At 31.6% G+C, this 13531-nt stretch carries 17 protein-coding genes and 1 tRNA gene; 11 read left to right on the top strand and 7 right to left on the bottom strand.

Features of this window, described 5'->3' with window-relative positions:
* Positions 1 to 11 precede the first annotated feature (11 nt).
* The 6 genes from BUC03_RS01165 to BUC03_RS01190 form a co-directional block, all read right to left on the bottom strand.
* The gene (locus tag BUC03_RS01165) at positions 12 to 290 is read right to left on the bottom strand and encodes a Sec-independent protein translocase subunit TatA/TatB (protein ID WP_073147385.1); all 279 of its coding nucleotides are present in this window, start codon (positions 288 to 290) and stop codon (positions 12 to 14) included.
* An 84-nt stretch (positions 291 to 374) separates the two neighbouring features.
* Complete coding sequence (locus BUC03_RS01170; RefSeq protein ID WP_073147387.1) at positions 375 to 2693, bottom strand: M1 family metallopeptidase; 2319 nt, start codon at positions 2691 to 2693, stop codon at positions 375 to 377.
* Positions 2694 to 2721: 28 nt separating this feature from the next.
* On the bottom strand, positions 2722 to 3228 hold the full coding sequence (locus BUC03_RS01175; RefSeq protein ID WP_073147389.1) for a DUF6702 family protein: 507 nt from the start codon (positions 3226 to 3228) through the stop codon (positions 2722 to 2724).
* Positions 3229 to 4005: a peptidase associated/transthyretin-like domain-containing protein gene (locus BUC03_RS01180; RefSeq protein ID WP_073147391.1), complete on the bottom strand. Its 777-nt coding sequence runs from the start codon at positions 4003 to 4005 to the stop codon at positions 3229 to 3231.
* Entirely contained in the window at positions 3996 to 4745 is a 750-nt protein-coding gene (locus BUC03_RS01185; RefSeq protein WP_073147393.1) for a peptidase associated/transthyretin-like domain-containing protein, read from the bottom strand. The genes BUC03_RS01180 and BUC03_RS01185 overlap by 10 nt, the downstream gene beginning before the upstream one ends.
* A gap of 35 nt (positions 4746 to 4780) precedes the next feature.
* A complete protein-coding gene (locus BUC03_RS01190) occupies positions 4781 to 5563 on the bottom strand; it encodes a peptidase associated/transthyretin-like domain-containing protein (RefSeq protein WP_073147395.1) in 783 nt (260 codons plus the stop codon).
* Between the two features lie 112 nt (positions 5564 to 5675).
* On the opposite strand from BUC03_RS01190, the gene pepE reads away from it, so the two are divergent.
* Together pepE and BUC03_RS01200 are read left to right on the top strand one after the other, a co-directional pair.
* A complete protein-coding gene (gene pepE, locus BUC03_RS01195) occupies positions 5676 to 6380 on the top strand; it encodes a dipeptidase PepE (RefSeq protein WP_073147397.1) in 705 nt (234 codons plus the stop codon).
* On the top strand, positions 6380 to 7294 hold the full coding sequence (locus tag BUC03_RS01200; RefSeq protein WP_073147399.1) for a glutaminase: 915 nt from the start codon (positions 6380 to 6382) through the stop codon (positions 7292 to 7294). The genes pepE and BUC03_RS01200 overlap by 1 nt, the downstream gene beginning before the upstream one ends.
* A 66-nt stretch (positions 7295 to 7360) precedes the next feature.
* Here BUC03_RS01200 and BUC03_RS01205 read toward each other — a convergent pair.
* A tRNA-Gly gene (locus tag BUC03_RS01205) sits at positions 7361 to 7433 on the bottom strand.
* A 139-nt stretch (positions 7434 to 7572) separates the two neighbouring features.
* Between BUC03_RS01205 and BUC03_RS01210 the strand changes: the two genes are divergently transcribed.
* From BUC03_RS01210 to BUC03_RS01250, 9 genes are all read left to right on the top strand, one after another.
* Positions 7573 to 8124 carry a ClpP family protease gene (locus BUC03_RS01210; protein ID WP_073147401.1) on the top strand — a complete coding sequence of 184 codons (552 nt, stop codon included), beginning with the start codon at positions 7573 to 7575 and terminating at the stop codon, positions 8122 to 8124.
* 4 nt (positions 8125 to 8128) lie between these two features.
* Positions 8129 to 8416 (top strand): GNAT family N-acetyltransferase, encoded by a 288-nt coding sequence (locus BUC03_RS01215; protein WP_073147403.1) that lies wholly within the window; start codon positions 8129 to 8131, stop codon positions 8414 to 8416.
* 4 nt (positions 8417 to 8420) lie between these two features.
* A complete protein-coding gene (locus tag BUC03_RS01220) occupies positions 8421 to 8864 on the top strand; it encodes a GNAT family N-acetyltransferase (protein ID WP_073147405.1) in 444 nt (147 codons plus the stop codon).
* A complete protein-coding gene (locus tag BUC03_RS01225; protein ID WP_073147407.1) occupies positions 8857 to 9594 on the top strand; it encodes a M15 family metallopeptidase in 738 nt (245 codons plus the stop codon). Before BUC03_RS01220 ends, BUC03_RS01225 begins: the two co-directional genes overlap by 8 nt.
* A gap of 87 nt (positions 9595 to 9681) precedes the next feature.
* Positions 9682 to 11199, top strand: coding sequence for a 2,3-bisphosphoglycerate-independent phosphoglycerate mutase (gpmI, locus tag BUC03_RS01230; protein WP_073147409.1), 1518 nt, complete (start codon positions 9682 to 9684; stop codon positions 11197 to 11199).
* The gene (locus BUC03_RS01235) at positions 11196 to 11735 is read left to right on the top strand and encodes a TlpA family protein disulfide reductase (protein ID WP_084112730.1); all 540 of its coding nucleotides are present in this window, start codon (positions 11196 to 11198) and stop codon (positions 11733 to 11735) included. Before gpmI ends, BUC03_RS01235 begins: the two co-directional genes overlap by 4 nt.
* Positions 11736 to 12149: a BT0820 family HAD-type phosphatase gene (locus BUC03_RS01240; RefSeq protein WP_073147413.1), complete on the top strand. Its 414-nt coding sequence runs from the start codon at positions 11736 to 11738 to the stop codon at positions 12147 to 12149.
* A 15-nt stretch (positions 12150 to 12164) separates the two neighbouring features.
* Complete coding sequence (gene map, locus BUC03_RS01245) at positions 12165 to 12971, top strand: type I methionyl aminopeptidase (RefSeq protein ID WP_073147415.1); 807 nt, start codon at positions 12165 to 12167, stop codon at positions 12969 to 12971.
* On the top strand, positions 12952 to 13530 hold the full coding sequence (locus BUC03_RS01250; RefSeq protein ID WP_073147417.1) for an HNH endonuclease: 579 nt from the start codon (positions 12952 to 12954) through the stop codon (positions 13528 to 13530). Before map ends, BUC03_RS01250 begins: the two co-directional genes overlap by 20 nt.
* Position 13531: the final 1 nt, after the last annotated feature.

The following is a 13531-nucleotide window of genomic DNA, read 5'->3' on the forward strand; positions in this document are numbered from 1 at the left end:
TCTATTTAAAATTATCTTTTTCTACTTATAGAACCTGTAATTTCTTCAATATCATTTTTGACTTTATCTACTTCTTTTTTTAAGTCTTCACCACCTGCGCCTTCTAAATGTTTTTCTGCACTATTGGTAATTTCTGTCTTAATATCGTTGGTTGCATCTTTTAAAGTACGCATTCCTTTACCTAAACCTCGAGCTATTTCAGGAATTTTATCTGCGCCAAAAACCATCACCAATATAAAAACGATGAAAGCTATTTCTGCACTACTAATAAATAATGGTATTGTAAGCATATTGTAAAAATATAATAATGTAAAGGTAGTACAAAAAAAAAAGCTGACTCGTTAAAGTCAGCTTAAAAATAAGATTTTCCTCTTTTAGCCTTTGGTTTGATTTTCTTTGAAATTTTCAAACTCACTAGGTTGTTCTTTTTGTGGCCAAGAATTATTTTCTGTGTTTACATCTGCAGTTTCCATATCTGGATCTACTACAACACTTTCTAATTCTTTATCTGTTGCCAATACTTTACTTACTTCATTTTCATTTTTTCTCCATATTTGAGCTGGATAAGTTATTCTTTCTGAAGTTCCGTCCTTGTATTTATACTCTACAATCAACGGCATGATTAAACCTCCTGGCTTTTTAAAAGAGATTTGATAAAAATGCTTAGGAACTTTCATATTTCTACGTTCTTGTTCGCTAAAATTATCCATCATATATTCTTTTAAAGTCGATGCATTATCTAAAGGAGATTTTGTTTTTAAATCTTCTGTAAACTCATCACTAGATTCTTCTACAACATAAACTGCAGGAATTTGGCTAGGATCTTCTATACCATAACGCTTTAAAATTTCTTTACCAGCTTTTGTTGGTTGGTCTGTTATAAAATAAGATTTTACATCATCTACTGCAATATCTACATAATCTGTAGTATAGAACCATCCTCTCCAAAACCAATCTAAATCTACACCAGAAGCGTCTTCCATAGTTCTAAAGAAATCTTCTGGAGTTGGGTGTTTAAACATCCATCTTTTAGAGTAAGTTGCAAATGCGTGATCAAATAACTCTCTACCCATTACGGTTTCTCTAAGAATATTTAATGCAGTAGCTGGTTTACCGTATGCATTGTTACCTAATTGGTAAACATTTTCTGGATTACTCATAATAGGAGCAATAAAATCTTGGTTTCCTTTCATGTAACCAGTAATCTTTGTTGGCTCTCCTCTACGAGATGGGTATTTATCTAATGGCGCAATAGCCTCTGGATATTTCTCTCCAAATTCTTGCTCAGACATATATTCTACAAAACTGTTTAGACCTTCGTCCATCCAACCCCATTGGCGCTCATCACTATTCACAATCATTGGAAAAAAGTTGTGTCCAACTTCGTGAATAATTACGCTAATCATTCCGAATTTAGTTCTATCGGTGTAAGTACCATCTGCATTTGGTCTTCCATAGTTCCAACAAATCATTGGGTACTCCATCCCTTGATTTTTTGCGTGTACAGAAATTGCTTTATGGTAAGGGTACTCAAATGTATGGTCACTATAAGAAGTTAAAGTATGCGCTACAGCTTTAGTAGAGTACTCTTCCCAAAGCGGATTACCTTCTTTTGGATATAAAGAAACTGCCATTACATTTTTCTTTCCAACTTTTACATTCTGCATATCCCAGATGTACTTTCTTGAAGTTGTAAATGCAAAATCTCTAACCATCTCTGCTTCAAACTCCCAAGTTTTAGTTTTATTAGAAAAACCTTTTTCTGCTTTTTCTGCTTCTTCTTGCGTTACAATTAAAACAGGCTTATCAAAAGATTTTTTAGCTTGCTCGTAACGACTCATCATAGTTTTAGAGAAAACTTCTTTTCTATTTTGAAGTTCTCCTGTACCATCTAAAATATGATCTGCAGGAACAGTTATTTTTACTTTATAATCTCCAAATGGAAGAGCAAACTCTCCACTACCCCAAAATTGGTAGTTTTGCCATCCTTCTACATCATTATAAACCGCCATTCTTGGAAAAAATTGAGCTATTACATAAGCGTAATTGCCATCTTCTGGAAAATACTCATAACCAGAACGACCTCTGTTTACTACGTGGTCGTTAATATTATACCACCATTTGATAGAAAACTCAAAATCATCACCAGATTCTAATGGTTCTGGTAAATCTATTCTCATCATGGTTTGGTTAATAGTATATTTTAAAGCTTTACCATCTTGAGTTACTTCTTGAATATTAAAACCTCCATCAAAAGGTTCTTCTACATATTGAGAAACAAAACGACCTGGCTGACTTACAGGACTTACGCCATCTCCGTTTCTTAAAGGAGACTTGCTATCTTTAGCTCTAACATTTTGATCTAATTGTACCCATAGGTAGGTTAAATCGTCTGGTGAGTTATTAATATAAGTAATAGTCTCGTAACCAGAAAGTTTTTGGTTTTTATCATCTAGAACAACTTCCATATCATAGTTTGCCATATTTTGGTAATAGGCAGGTCCTGGAGCTCCAGAGGCAGTTCTATATTGGTTAGGGGTAGAAAACTCTTGGTAAAGCTGTCTAAATTTGTTTTGATTTAGATGTCCTTCTTGTGGTTCATCTTTTTTCGCGCTTTCGCTATCTTCCTGTGCGTAAGACGTTAAAGAAAAAACTACAAAAAGAAAAGCAAATATAAATTTAGCTTTTTTCATTAGGTAAGTTTGATTTTGGATTAGTAAATTAAAATTTTATGGTGTCTTTTGGTTTATCTTTTATCAACATTATACTTTCTGTGCGTTCATCTTTTTTTACATGAACTAAGTTTTTTTGATCTTCAAACAGATCTGTTAAAACAAGGTTAGAAATGGTAATGCTTTTAAAGTTTTCTACATTTACGGCTTCAAAATAACAAATAATCATATCATCTTCATAGCGTTTGCCTATAAAATTTAATGACAGCTGCTTATTTTTAATGATTATTTCAAATTTATCTTGAAAGTATTTTTTTATATACTCATTGTTTTCAGGGTTGTTTTGCCCTTTTATTAATTGAGCAGAATCATCATACCTCGTTTGTAATAGTTTTTCCAAGTCATCTACAAAAATTCTACTTACAATTTGTAGTGATTTTTTTTGCGGTACATATTCTATATCTGTAACACTCATATAGTATTTATGGGCACTTGTTGTAAATGAAGAAAAAGAGATAATTAATGTGAAAAGAAAGGTGATTCGTATTAATTTCATTTAAGGTAGTTTTTTAATCTTTTTGTATGATTCAGACTTCTCTTCATAAAAAGTAGAAAGTTTAAAAGTATTTTCACTTTTGACTAATAAACTTCTGAAAGGTTTAAATTCTGTGCAGTAATATAGAAAATCTTCTACTAAATCTTCTGGTATTCCTAAATCTGTTATAAAATAATCTAACGGTCTAGAGTTATAGCCTTTAATCATGAGATTAGTTTCTTTTTCATAATCTCTCTGCCTTTCTAACATGGCTAATCTACCAGTCATAGCATTTATAATAGGATCTAAAGGAACAATACCATTACCTGTTTTTGCGGTATACAGTCTTCTTTGTGCGGTAGTGGGTTTTGGTTTTGTATTAACAGGTAAATCATAATCTAAAGGATTAAAATATGCATCTACTTCTATATTTGTAACATCTTTTAATAAATCTCCTGTAAGATCTATATTACTAATATTAACTTCTTCTAACTCGTTAACCTCTGGAAATAGGTATATAATGTTTGTTGATTGCTGAAGAGTTTCTTCTGTAATTGTAACTTGGTAAGGCTCATACTGTAAAGAAGAAAATACAATTTCATCTCCTACAATTGCATCAATCACAAATTCACCTTTTGTATTGTTAATTGTTCCTGTTTCTTGAGTTAAATTTACAATGTTTACTTGAGAAAATGCAATTGAATCTGCTATAATTTTTCCTCTGTATTGTTGAGAAAGTGCTACAGCGGTAGTAAAAAAAATTAATATACTTAAGTATTTAGGTTTCACTATTTCCATTCTTTATGCTTAAGGTATAATTCTTTTTTTGAATTTAAAAAAACTATCATTTTAAGTTTATCATTAGTATTGACTATTTTTTTAAAATTTTCATCTTCAGAACAGAAATAAAAAAAATCATCTATATAGTCTTCTGGTATTTGTAAATCATTTACTATAAAATGAGTAGTAACCATTTTTTTTGATTTGCTAATCACTCCCTCAGCATCTGCTATTTCTTTCATTCTTTTAAGCATTGCCATTCTTCCGCTTAAAACATCTACAAGTAAACCCACCGGACCGCCAGTTCTTGCACTATACAATCTTCTCTCTTCTACACTCAACACTGGTGCTGCATTTGGCAAACCTACAGATGAAGGATAAAAATAAGGTGTCGTTTTTAAATTAGCAGCATCTTTAGTAAGATTTCCCGTTAAAGATATATTACTAATTTTAACTTCTTCTAATTCATTCACCTCAGATAAGAGATATATGGTTGTATTTTCTAAAAAATTTTCTTGAGTAAGGGTTATTTGGTAAGTTTCATACTGGATGGAAGAAAAAATGATTTCGTCTCCAATATTGGCATTAATGGCAAATTCTCCCTTTGTATTATTTACCGTCCCTATTTCTTGAGTTAAATTAACAATGTTTACTTGAGTAAATGCAATAGAATCTGCTATTATAACTCCTGAAAATTGTTTTTCTTGAGATAATACCACATTGAAAATTAAGAAAAATAGAATAGTAGTGTTTCTCATAAATTAACAACTCTATTCTATAAGACGCAGGTTAATTAGTTTTGTTGCAACTTGTAAGATTTACTTTTATCTATTAAAAACTCTATAAGCATTAACTCATTACCTTTTTTAAGCATATCTTGCTGTAAACCATGCTCTTCTGCATAGTAAATAAAATCGTTTATATTTTCTCTTTCAATATCCAGATTTTTCTTAAAAAACTCATCGTTATAAACTTTTCTTACGTGAACATCTATTTCATCTCTAGTATCTACATCACCTTCATTTTTCGAGCTAAATATTGTTCTAAAAATATTAGCTACGTTAAGTCCGTTTGTTAAGTAGCTTTTATCTATAGCATCATTCTTTACCGCAGTGTGGCTATCTGGTCTTAGTTGATAATCATACGTCTCTACCATTTCTATACTACTCTGCTGTGGAGTTTTTACATCTACGGTGTTAATTTTTCTAGCATCTACCTCTACATTACCAGATAAATCATAAGGTTTTACAGTTACCTCATCTAATTCTGTCACTGCTTCATTGATAGTAATATTTAAAACTCCTTTTTTTACCACATTTTCATCTATAATAACATTAAAATCTTGGTATTGAATTCCGGAAAAATATAGCTTATCTCCTTCTTTTACAGAAATTAAAAACTCTCCATAATCATTAGTAATTGTACCATCGGTAGTGTTGTAATTGTATACATTAATGTCTTTTGCAATAGAATTTGCATCTACATTAATTTTTCCCTTCACTAAGGTTCTGGTATCTATTTGAGCAGAGAGAGAAAAGGTAAATAATACAGAGAATATAAAAAGTAGCTTTTTCATTATAAAATTTTAAGTTAAAGTTACCCACAAAGTGTCTTATAAAAAAACTAAATCGCGTGTAAACTTTTGTTAAAGCAAGAGTTTACTATAAATTTACAAAAAAACAGCAAAAATGAATTGTATTATCGCCAGTACTTCTACTATTCACGGAAGTGATTATTTAGCATATTTAAAAGAGCCTTTACAAAATCTTTATAAAGGGGTTAGCCAAATTTTATTTATACCCTACGCAAGACCTGGAGGGATTTCTCACGAAGAATATACCGCACAAGCACAAAAAGGATTGGCATTTTTAAACGTAGAAGTAAAAGGCATACACGAATTTGAAAATGCTGCACAAGCTGTAAAAAATGCGCAAGCTATTTTCACAGGTGGCGGAAACACTTTTTTATTAGTATCTCAACTTTATAACCAGAAAGTGATAGAAACTCTAAAGGAAGTAATTAAACAAGGTACACCATATTTAGGCACAAGTGCAGGTAGTAATATTTGCGGACTTACGATAGGAACCACTAACGATATGCCTATTGTATATCCTCCAAATTTTAAGACTTTAGGGATTATACCATTTAATATTAATCCACATTACTTAGATCCAGATCCAAATTCTAAACATAAAGGAGAGACAAGAGAAACTAGAATAAAAGAGTTTCATAAGTTTAATGCTATCCCAGTTGTTGGTTTACGAGAAGGAAGTTGGTTAAGAGTTAAAAACAATTCTATAATTTTAGAAGGCACACTTAATGCTAGAGTTTTTGAACAAAACCAAGAACCTTATGAAGTAGAACCAAATACTTCTTTTAAAGATCTTTCTTAATGAATTATCAAGCTATATTAAATGTAATAGAAAAAGAATTAGCAAATTTTGATGCTGGTGGTAAAGTCCCAACCTACATCCCAGAACTTGCCAAAGTACCTGCCAATAAATTTGGATTAAACCTGTATTGCCAAAACGGAGAACATTTTAATTTTGGAGATTACGATGAACTTTTTTCCATACAAAGTATATCTAAAGTTTTTACGCTAACCTTGGCTAAAAAATTTGGAGGTAAAAAAATATGGGACCGTGTAGATGTAGAACCATCTGGAGATCCTTTTAATTCACTTTTACAACTAGAAAATGAAAAAGGAATACCTAGAAACCCATTTATTAATGCTGGCTCTCTTGTTATTGCAGATATATTAATTTCTGAACTAGAAAACCCTAAAAAATATCTTTTAGAATTTGTAAGAAAAATAAGCAACGATCAAACTATTAATTATGATGAAAGTGTTGCTGCTTCTGAAAAAGAAAACGGTTATCGTAATATTGCTCTAGTTAATTACATGAAATCTTTAGGTAACATAAAAAATAACGCTGAAGATGTATTAGACTTTTATTTCTACCAGTGCTCATTAAAAATGTCTTGCTACCAACTTTCTAAAGCTTTTATGATTTTTGCTAATAAAGGTAAAATTTTAAGCACAGGAGAAAAAGTAATTACTACCAACAATACTAAACGGATAAACGCAATTATGCAGACTTGTGGCTTTTACGATGAGGCTGGCGAGTTTAGTTTTAGAGTAGGTTTACCTGGTAAAAGTGGTGTTGGCGGCGGCATTGTAGCCGTACACCCAGGTCAATATTCTGTTGCAGTTTGGAGTCCGTTATTAAACGAAAAAGGAAACTCTGAAAAAGGGATGAAAGCTTTAGAAGAGCTTACTTCACTTACTGGTTTGTCAATTTTTTAAACTACTAACTAAAAATAAATACTTTATAAAAACAAAAAACCCATCTAAAAAGATGGGTTTTTTAAGAGCGGGAGACCAGGTTCGAACTGGCGACATTCAGCTTGGAAGGCTGACGCTCTACCAACTGAGCTACTCCCGCAAAGCGATTGCAAATATAATATAACTTAATGTTAACTACCAAATAAAAAATAGAAAAAAATTTCACCAATTAAATAGCCTTTTTAACTATGGTTTTTATTCAAAAAAATCTATTTTTAAACAAATAAAAAAAATCAAAAATGAAAAATAAAACAGGAAAAATTCAAGACCTGATAGACAATAATTTTTTAGAAGAACGTAAAGTATTTCTTTGGGGGCAAGTAGATGATAAATCTGCTAAACACGTGGTAGAAAGATTAATGTACTTAGATGCTGTAGGCTCTGGAGATATTCAATTCTACATTAACAGCCCTGGTGGTTATGTAACTTCTGGTTTTTCTATTTATGACACTATGCAATCTTTATCTTCAGATGTTTCTACCATTTGTACAGGTTTAGCTGCCTCTATGGGTTCTATTTTGCTTTCAGCAGGTACAAAAGGCAAACGTTTTATTATGCCTAATGCAAAAGTTATGATTCATCAGCCAAGCGGTGGTGCAAGAGGCCAAGCTTCTAATATCGAAATTCAGGCACAAGAAATTTTAAAAACAAAAGAAGTAAGCGCACAAATATTAGCCGATAATTGCGAGCAATCATTTGAAAAAGTAATGAAAGATTTTAATCGTGATTATTGGATGGATGCTAGTGAATCTTTAGCTTATGGAATTGTAGACGGGGAGTTTAAAAAATAATGTAATGAACTACAATATTTCACATAAAGAAAACCATACTAATGGTATGTTTTACATGAAAGATGAAGAAGGTATTGTTTGTGAACTTACTTACGTAAAAAAAGAAAACAATATTTTAGTTATTGATCACACCCAGACTAGAAAAAATTTAGAAGGCCAAGGTATTGCTTCTCAACTCTTAGATCATACAGTAAATTACGCTAGAGAGCACAAGTATAAAATAGACCCTCTCTGCCCTTTTGCTGAGGTTAAATTTGATGAAATTGAAGCATATAATGACGTAAAAGCATAATTATTTGATTTTAGAAATTAAAAAAGTTTCTACAAAAGACATTCTTTCTATTAGGCAGCAAGTTTTAAGAAACGGCAAACCTATAAAAGAATGTCTTTTTGATGGTGATAACTTAGAAACAACACAGCATTTTGGCTTATATAAAGACCAAAAAATTACCGCAATTGCTACTATAATGAAAGATAGCTGTAATACTTTCTCTAATTCTAACCAATATAGATTACGTGGTATGGCAGTTTTACCAGAATTTCAACACTTAGGTTTAGGTAAAAAACTTCTTTCTCATTGCGAAAAAGAAATAGTAAAAAAAACTCCTACTTTATTATGGTTTAATGCGCGCACTAAAGCTGTGCCTTTTTACAAAAAATTACATTTTAAAGTGTACGGAGAAGAATTTAACATACCCAATGTAGGTCCGCATTATTTAATGTATAAAATTTATGAATAGAAAAAATTTCATACAAAACACTCTCTTAGGTATTGGTGCGCTTATTACTCCTACTAATTTTATATGGAATTTATTAGAAGACATTTCTACAAAAGAATTATTGGGTAAAGGCTCCCCTACTCTGTATGGTAAAAACTATAAGTTAAGACAAGAAGCTTATCAAGATTTTTTATTAATGAAAAAAGCCGCTTATCAAGAAGCGGGAGTTAATATACAAATTGTATCTAGCTATAGAAGCTTCTCACACCAAAAAAGAATTTGGAATAGAAAATATAACAATTACCTACAACAGGGCCTTTCTCCTACAGTTGCTATTCAAAAAATAATTGAATATTCTACCATTCCTGGTACTTCTAGGCATCATTGGGGTACAGATATAGATATAATTGATGGTACTCCAAAAACTCCTTCAGATTTATTAATAGCTGAAAATTACAATAAAAATGGTGTTTTTAGCAATTTAAACACTTGGATGACTAATAATGCACACAAGTATAATTTTTACGTAGTTTATACAGATAACCCTAACAGAAAAGGGTTTAAACCCGAGCCTTGGCATTTTTCATATGCACCACTGTCAATACCATATTTACAGAAATATAAGACTCTAGATATACTCTCTATTTTACAAAAAGAAAGTCTAATAGGAAGCGAACACTTTTCAAAACAATTTATTCAAGAATACGTTTTCGCTAATGTTTTAGACATTAACCCCCATCTTTTGGGATAAAGTGCTAATTTTTCAAATCTAATTTTAGCAAAAAATTATAATTTAGCACTTATTTAGTTTTTACCTTTACACTAAACTTTTTTTGTCATGTCTAACAAAGCAATTTTACTCATATTAGATGGATGGGGGGCTACCCAAAACCCTAAAGCATCTGCTATATATAATGCCAATACTCCTAACTTTGATAAACTTTATAAAAATTACCCTCACGCAGAGTTACGTACAGATGGGATGAATGTAGGGCTGCCAGAAGGCCAAATGGGAAATAGCGAGGTTGGACATATGAATTTAGGCGCTGGTAGAATTGTTTACCAAGACTTAGCCAAAATAAATATGGCAGTTAAAGAAAACACTTTAAAAGATGAAAAAGTATTGAAAGATGCTTTTGAATATGCTAAAGCGAATGACAAAGCTGTTCATTTTTTAGGTTTATTAAGTGATGGTGGTGTACACTCTCACATTAATCATATAGAAGGTTTAGTTAAAGCCGCTCAAGAATCTGGAGTTAAAAATAAATATGTTCACGCATTTACAGATGGTAGAGACGTTGACCCTAAATCTGGAAAAGGATTTGTAGAAGAATTAACTACCGTTTTAGATAAAAATGATGCAAAACTGGCATCAATAATTGGTCGCTATTTTGCAATGGATAGAGACAAAAGATGGGAAAGAACCAAAAAAGCTTATGACCTAATTGTTAATGGAGTTGGTAAGGAAACAGAAAACCCTACGACTACCATACAAGAAAGTTATGATAATGGTGTTACAGATGAGTTTATAGAGCCAATAGTTATTACTGAAAACCAAAAACCTGTTGCTACAATTAAAGAAGATGATGTAGTTATTTTCTTCAATTTTAGAACAGATAGAGGAAGACAATTAACTCAAGCTCTATCTCAAGAAGACTTTACTGAATTTGACATGAAAAAAATTCCGTTATATTTTGTTACAATGACAACTTATGACGCCTCTTTTAAGGGAGTAAACGTAGTTTTCAAAAAAGATAATATCAAAATCACTTTAGGTGAAGCTATAGAAAAAGCAGGAAAAACTCAATTAAGAGCTGCTGAAACAGAAAAATATCCGCACGTTACATTTTTCTTTTCTGGAGGAAGAGAAGAACCTTTTGAAGGAGAAGAACGCATATTAGTAAACTCACCTAAAGTTGCAACTTATGATCTGCAACCAGAAATGAGTGCCTATGAATTAACAGATAAATTAGAAGCAGAAATCAATAAATCAGAAATAGATTTTTTCTGCATCAATTTTGCAAATCCAGATATGGTTGGCCATACTGGTGTTTTTGAAGCTGCAGTGAAAGCTTGTGAAACAGTAGACAACTGTCTTGGCAGAATTGTAAACAGTGCTAAAGAAAATTATTCTATAATTATTTTAGCAGATCACGGTAACAGTGAAAAAATGATAAATGAAGACGGTAGCGCAAATACAGCACACACTACCAACCCTGTGCCAGTAATATTGGTTACACCAGATAAAAAAGAAATTAATAATGGTATTTTAGGAGATGTAGCTCCAACAATTTTAGAGTTAATGAATATTGACCAACCAGAATTAATGACACAAAAATCGCTTATAAAAAAATGATGATAAATTTTTCAACAATAAAAAAATACAGTCTTATTTTATTTTTATTAATAAATATTTCTGCTTTTGCTCAAAAAGAATTAACACCTAATGATGAAGAGTATACTGGCTTAATCACTAAAAAAGATTTTGAAACAGGTTACACTCAAGAATGGTTTACAGAAGGTTACAATGCTTATCAAGCAGATACAGATGTTCTAAAGAAAATTAAAAACAACATTAAAGATTACCATATTAAAGTTTTTATGGGTACTTGGTGTCCAGATAGTAGAAGAGAAACTCCTAAACTATTTAAATTGTTAGATCAAGTAAACTTTAAACAAGAAAATATAGAGGTATATGCTATGGATGAGTTTAAAACCACCACAGCTAATTACGAAAAAGATTTAGACATAAATCATGTACCTACTATTATTTTTTACGACAAAAAAGGAAAAGAGGTAAATAGATTTGTAGAGTTTGCTCAAGAATCATTTGAAGAAGATATTCTTAAAATAGTTACAAAACAACCTTACCAAAATCCATATGCTGAGTAAATGATTAGTGATAAATCTTTAATTATAGCCGTAGATTTTGATGGGACAATTGTAGAAAGTAGATATCCTGAAATTGGAGAAACTAAAATTTTTGCTTTTGAAACCCTAAAAAAACTAGAACAAGAAGGTCACCGATTAATTTTATGGACTTATAGACACGGTAAAAGATTACAAGAAGCCGTAGATTTTTGTGAGAAAAACGGAATTAAATTTTACGCAGTAAATCAAAGTTACCCAGAAGAAGAGTTTGACCCTGCAATTAGTAGAAAAATTAATGCAGACATATTTATAGACGATAGAAACGTAGGTGGTTTTTTAGGTTGGGGAGAAATATATCAAGAAATAACCAACACAAAACCAGAGCACTTACAAATAAGTAAAAAGAAGAAAGGTTTATTTTCTTTTTTCAAATAACAGAATTACAAGTTAATGATCATACCAAAAAATAGCGAAGAACTAGAATTAATGCGTGAAAGCGCTCAAGTAGTTTCAAGAACATTAGGAATAATTGCTAAAGAAATAAAACCTGGAGTTACTACACTTCAATTAGATAAAATTGCAGAAGACTATATTAGGTCAGAAGGTGCAGTACCTGGTTTTTTAGGATTATATGATTTCCCTAATACGCTATGTGTAAGTCCAAACGCTCAAGTAGTACACGGGATACCAAATGATAAACCCTTAGAAGAAGGAGATATTATATCTGTAGACTGCGGAGCTATAAAAAATGGATTTTATGGAGATCACGCATATACTTTTGAAGTAGGTGAAGTTTCACCAGAAATAAAGCAACTTTTAAAAGTTACTAAAGAGTCGCTTTACCTTGGTATAAGAGAGTTTAAACTAGGTAACCGAGTGGGTGATGTTGGCTATGCTATACAAAAACACGCAGAAGATCACGGTTACGGGGTAGTAAGAGAACTTGTAGGTCACGGTTTAGGTAGAACTATGCACGAAGACCCAGAAATGCCAAACTACGGCAAAAGAGGTCGTGGTAAAAAATTTGTAGAAGGTATGGCCGTAGCCATAGAACCTATGATTAATTTAGGAACAAAACGCATCAAGCAACTTCGTGATGGCTGGACGATTCTTACTGCAGACGGAAGAGTCAGTGCACATTTTGAGCATGATGTGGCCCTGGTAGATGGAAACCCCCAATTACTATCTACCTTCGATTATATTTATGAATCCTTGGGAATTAAAAGCGAAGAAGAAAATGAATTTAGAAAAGAATGAATCATTTTACCGAGACAACAACTTAGTTGAAGAATGGCGTTACTACTATGAAGACGATTGGGCAGAGGGCTATGAAATAGCAATCTCTAGCAAAGGAAGAGTAATGAATTTTGTGAAAAGCAAAAATGGCATTATTCTTAAAGGAAGCTCTATTAACGGCTATCAAGTATTTAACACCAAAATGACCAATGGTAAACGTAAAAACTTTTACCTTCACAAAGTACAAGCTATTGCCTTTTTAGAAAAACCAGAAGACGGTCTATTTGTTATTCATAAAAATTATAACAAAAAAGACAACAACATTAACAATCTTGCTTGGGTAAACCGCAAAGAATGGGAAGCTCACCAAGATAAGAATCCAAAAGTAATTGCTAAACGCCAAAGCAAGAGAAGAACTTATACAAAACTCTCTTATGCAGAAGCAACTATTTTAAAGAAAAAACTTTTAGATCCTAATAGAAAAACTAGACTAAAAGTATTAGCAAAACAATTTGGTGTATCTGAAATGCAATTACACAGAATTAAAACCGGAGAAAACTGGGCAGATCTTAAAGTATAAT

The sequence above is a fragment of the Mesonia phycicola genome (genome assembly GCF_900141885.1).
Taxonomy (GTDB): Bacteria; Bacteroidota; Bacteroidia; order Flavobacteriales; family Flavobacteriaceae; genus Mesonia; species Mesonia phycicola.

Coding starts and splice junctions, on each gene's coding strand:
- BUC03_RS01165 (WP_073147385.1), bottom strand. CDS start 290: ATGCTTACAATACCATTATTTATTAGTAGTGCAGAAATAGCTTTCATC.
- BUC03_RS01170 (WP_073147387.1), bottom strand. CDS start 2,693: ATGAAAAAAGCTAAATTTATATTTGCTTTTCTTTTTGTAGTTTTTTCT.
- BUC03_RS01175 (WP_073147389.1), bottom strand. CDS start 3,228: ATGAAATTAATACGAATCACCTTTCTTTTCACATTAATTATCTCTTTT.
- BUC03_RS01180 (WP_073147391.1), bottom strand. CDS start 4,005: ATGGAAATAGTGAAACCTAAATACTTAAGTATATTAATTTTTTTTACT.
- BUC03_RS01185 (WP_073147393.1), bottom strand. CDS start 4,745: ATGAGAAACACTACTATTCTATTTTTCTTAATTTTCAATGTGGTATTA.
- BUC03_RS01190 (WP_073147395.1), bottom strand. CDS start 5,563: ATGAAAAAGCTACTTTTTATATTCTCTGTATTATTTACCTTTTCTCTC.
- pepE (WP_073147397.1), top strand. CDS start 5,676: ATGAATTGTATTATCGCCAGTACTTCTACTATTCACGGAAGTGATTAT.
- BUC03_RS01200 (WP_073147399.1), top strand. CDS start 6,380: ATGAATTATCAAGCTATATTAAATGTAATAGAAAAAGAATTAGCAAAT.
- BUC03_RS01210 (WP_073147401.1), top strand. CDS start 7,573: ATGAAAAATAAAACAGGAAAAATTCAAGACCTGATAGACAATAATTTT.
- BUC03_RS01215 (WP_073147403.1), top strand. CDS start 8,129: ATGAACTACAATATTTCACATAAAGAAAACCATACTAATGGTATGTTT.
- BUC03_RS01225 (WP_073147407.1), top strand. CDS start 8,857: ATGAATAGAAAAAATTTCATACAAAACACTCTCTTAGGTATTGGTGCG.
- gpmI (WP_073147409.1), top strand. CDS start 9,682: ATGTCTAACAAAGCAATTTTACTCATATTAGATGGATGGGGGGCTACC.
- BUC03_RS01235 (WP_084112730.1), top strand. CDS start 11,196: ATGATGATAAATTTTTCAACAATAAAAAAATACAGTCTTATTTTATTT.
- BUC03_RS01240 (WP_073147413.1), top strand. CDS start 11,736: ATGATTAGTGATAAATCTTTAATTATAGCCGTAGATTTTGATGGGACA.
- map (WP_073147415.1), top strand. CDS start 12,165: ATGATCATACCAAAAAATAGCGAAGAACTAGAATTAATGCGTGAAAGC.
- BUC03_RS01250 (WP_073147417.1), top strand. CDS start 12,952: ATGAATTTAGAAAAGAATGAATCATTTTACCGAGACAACAACTTAGTT.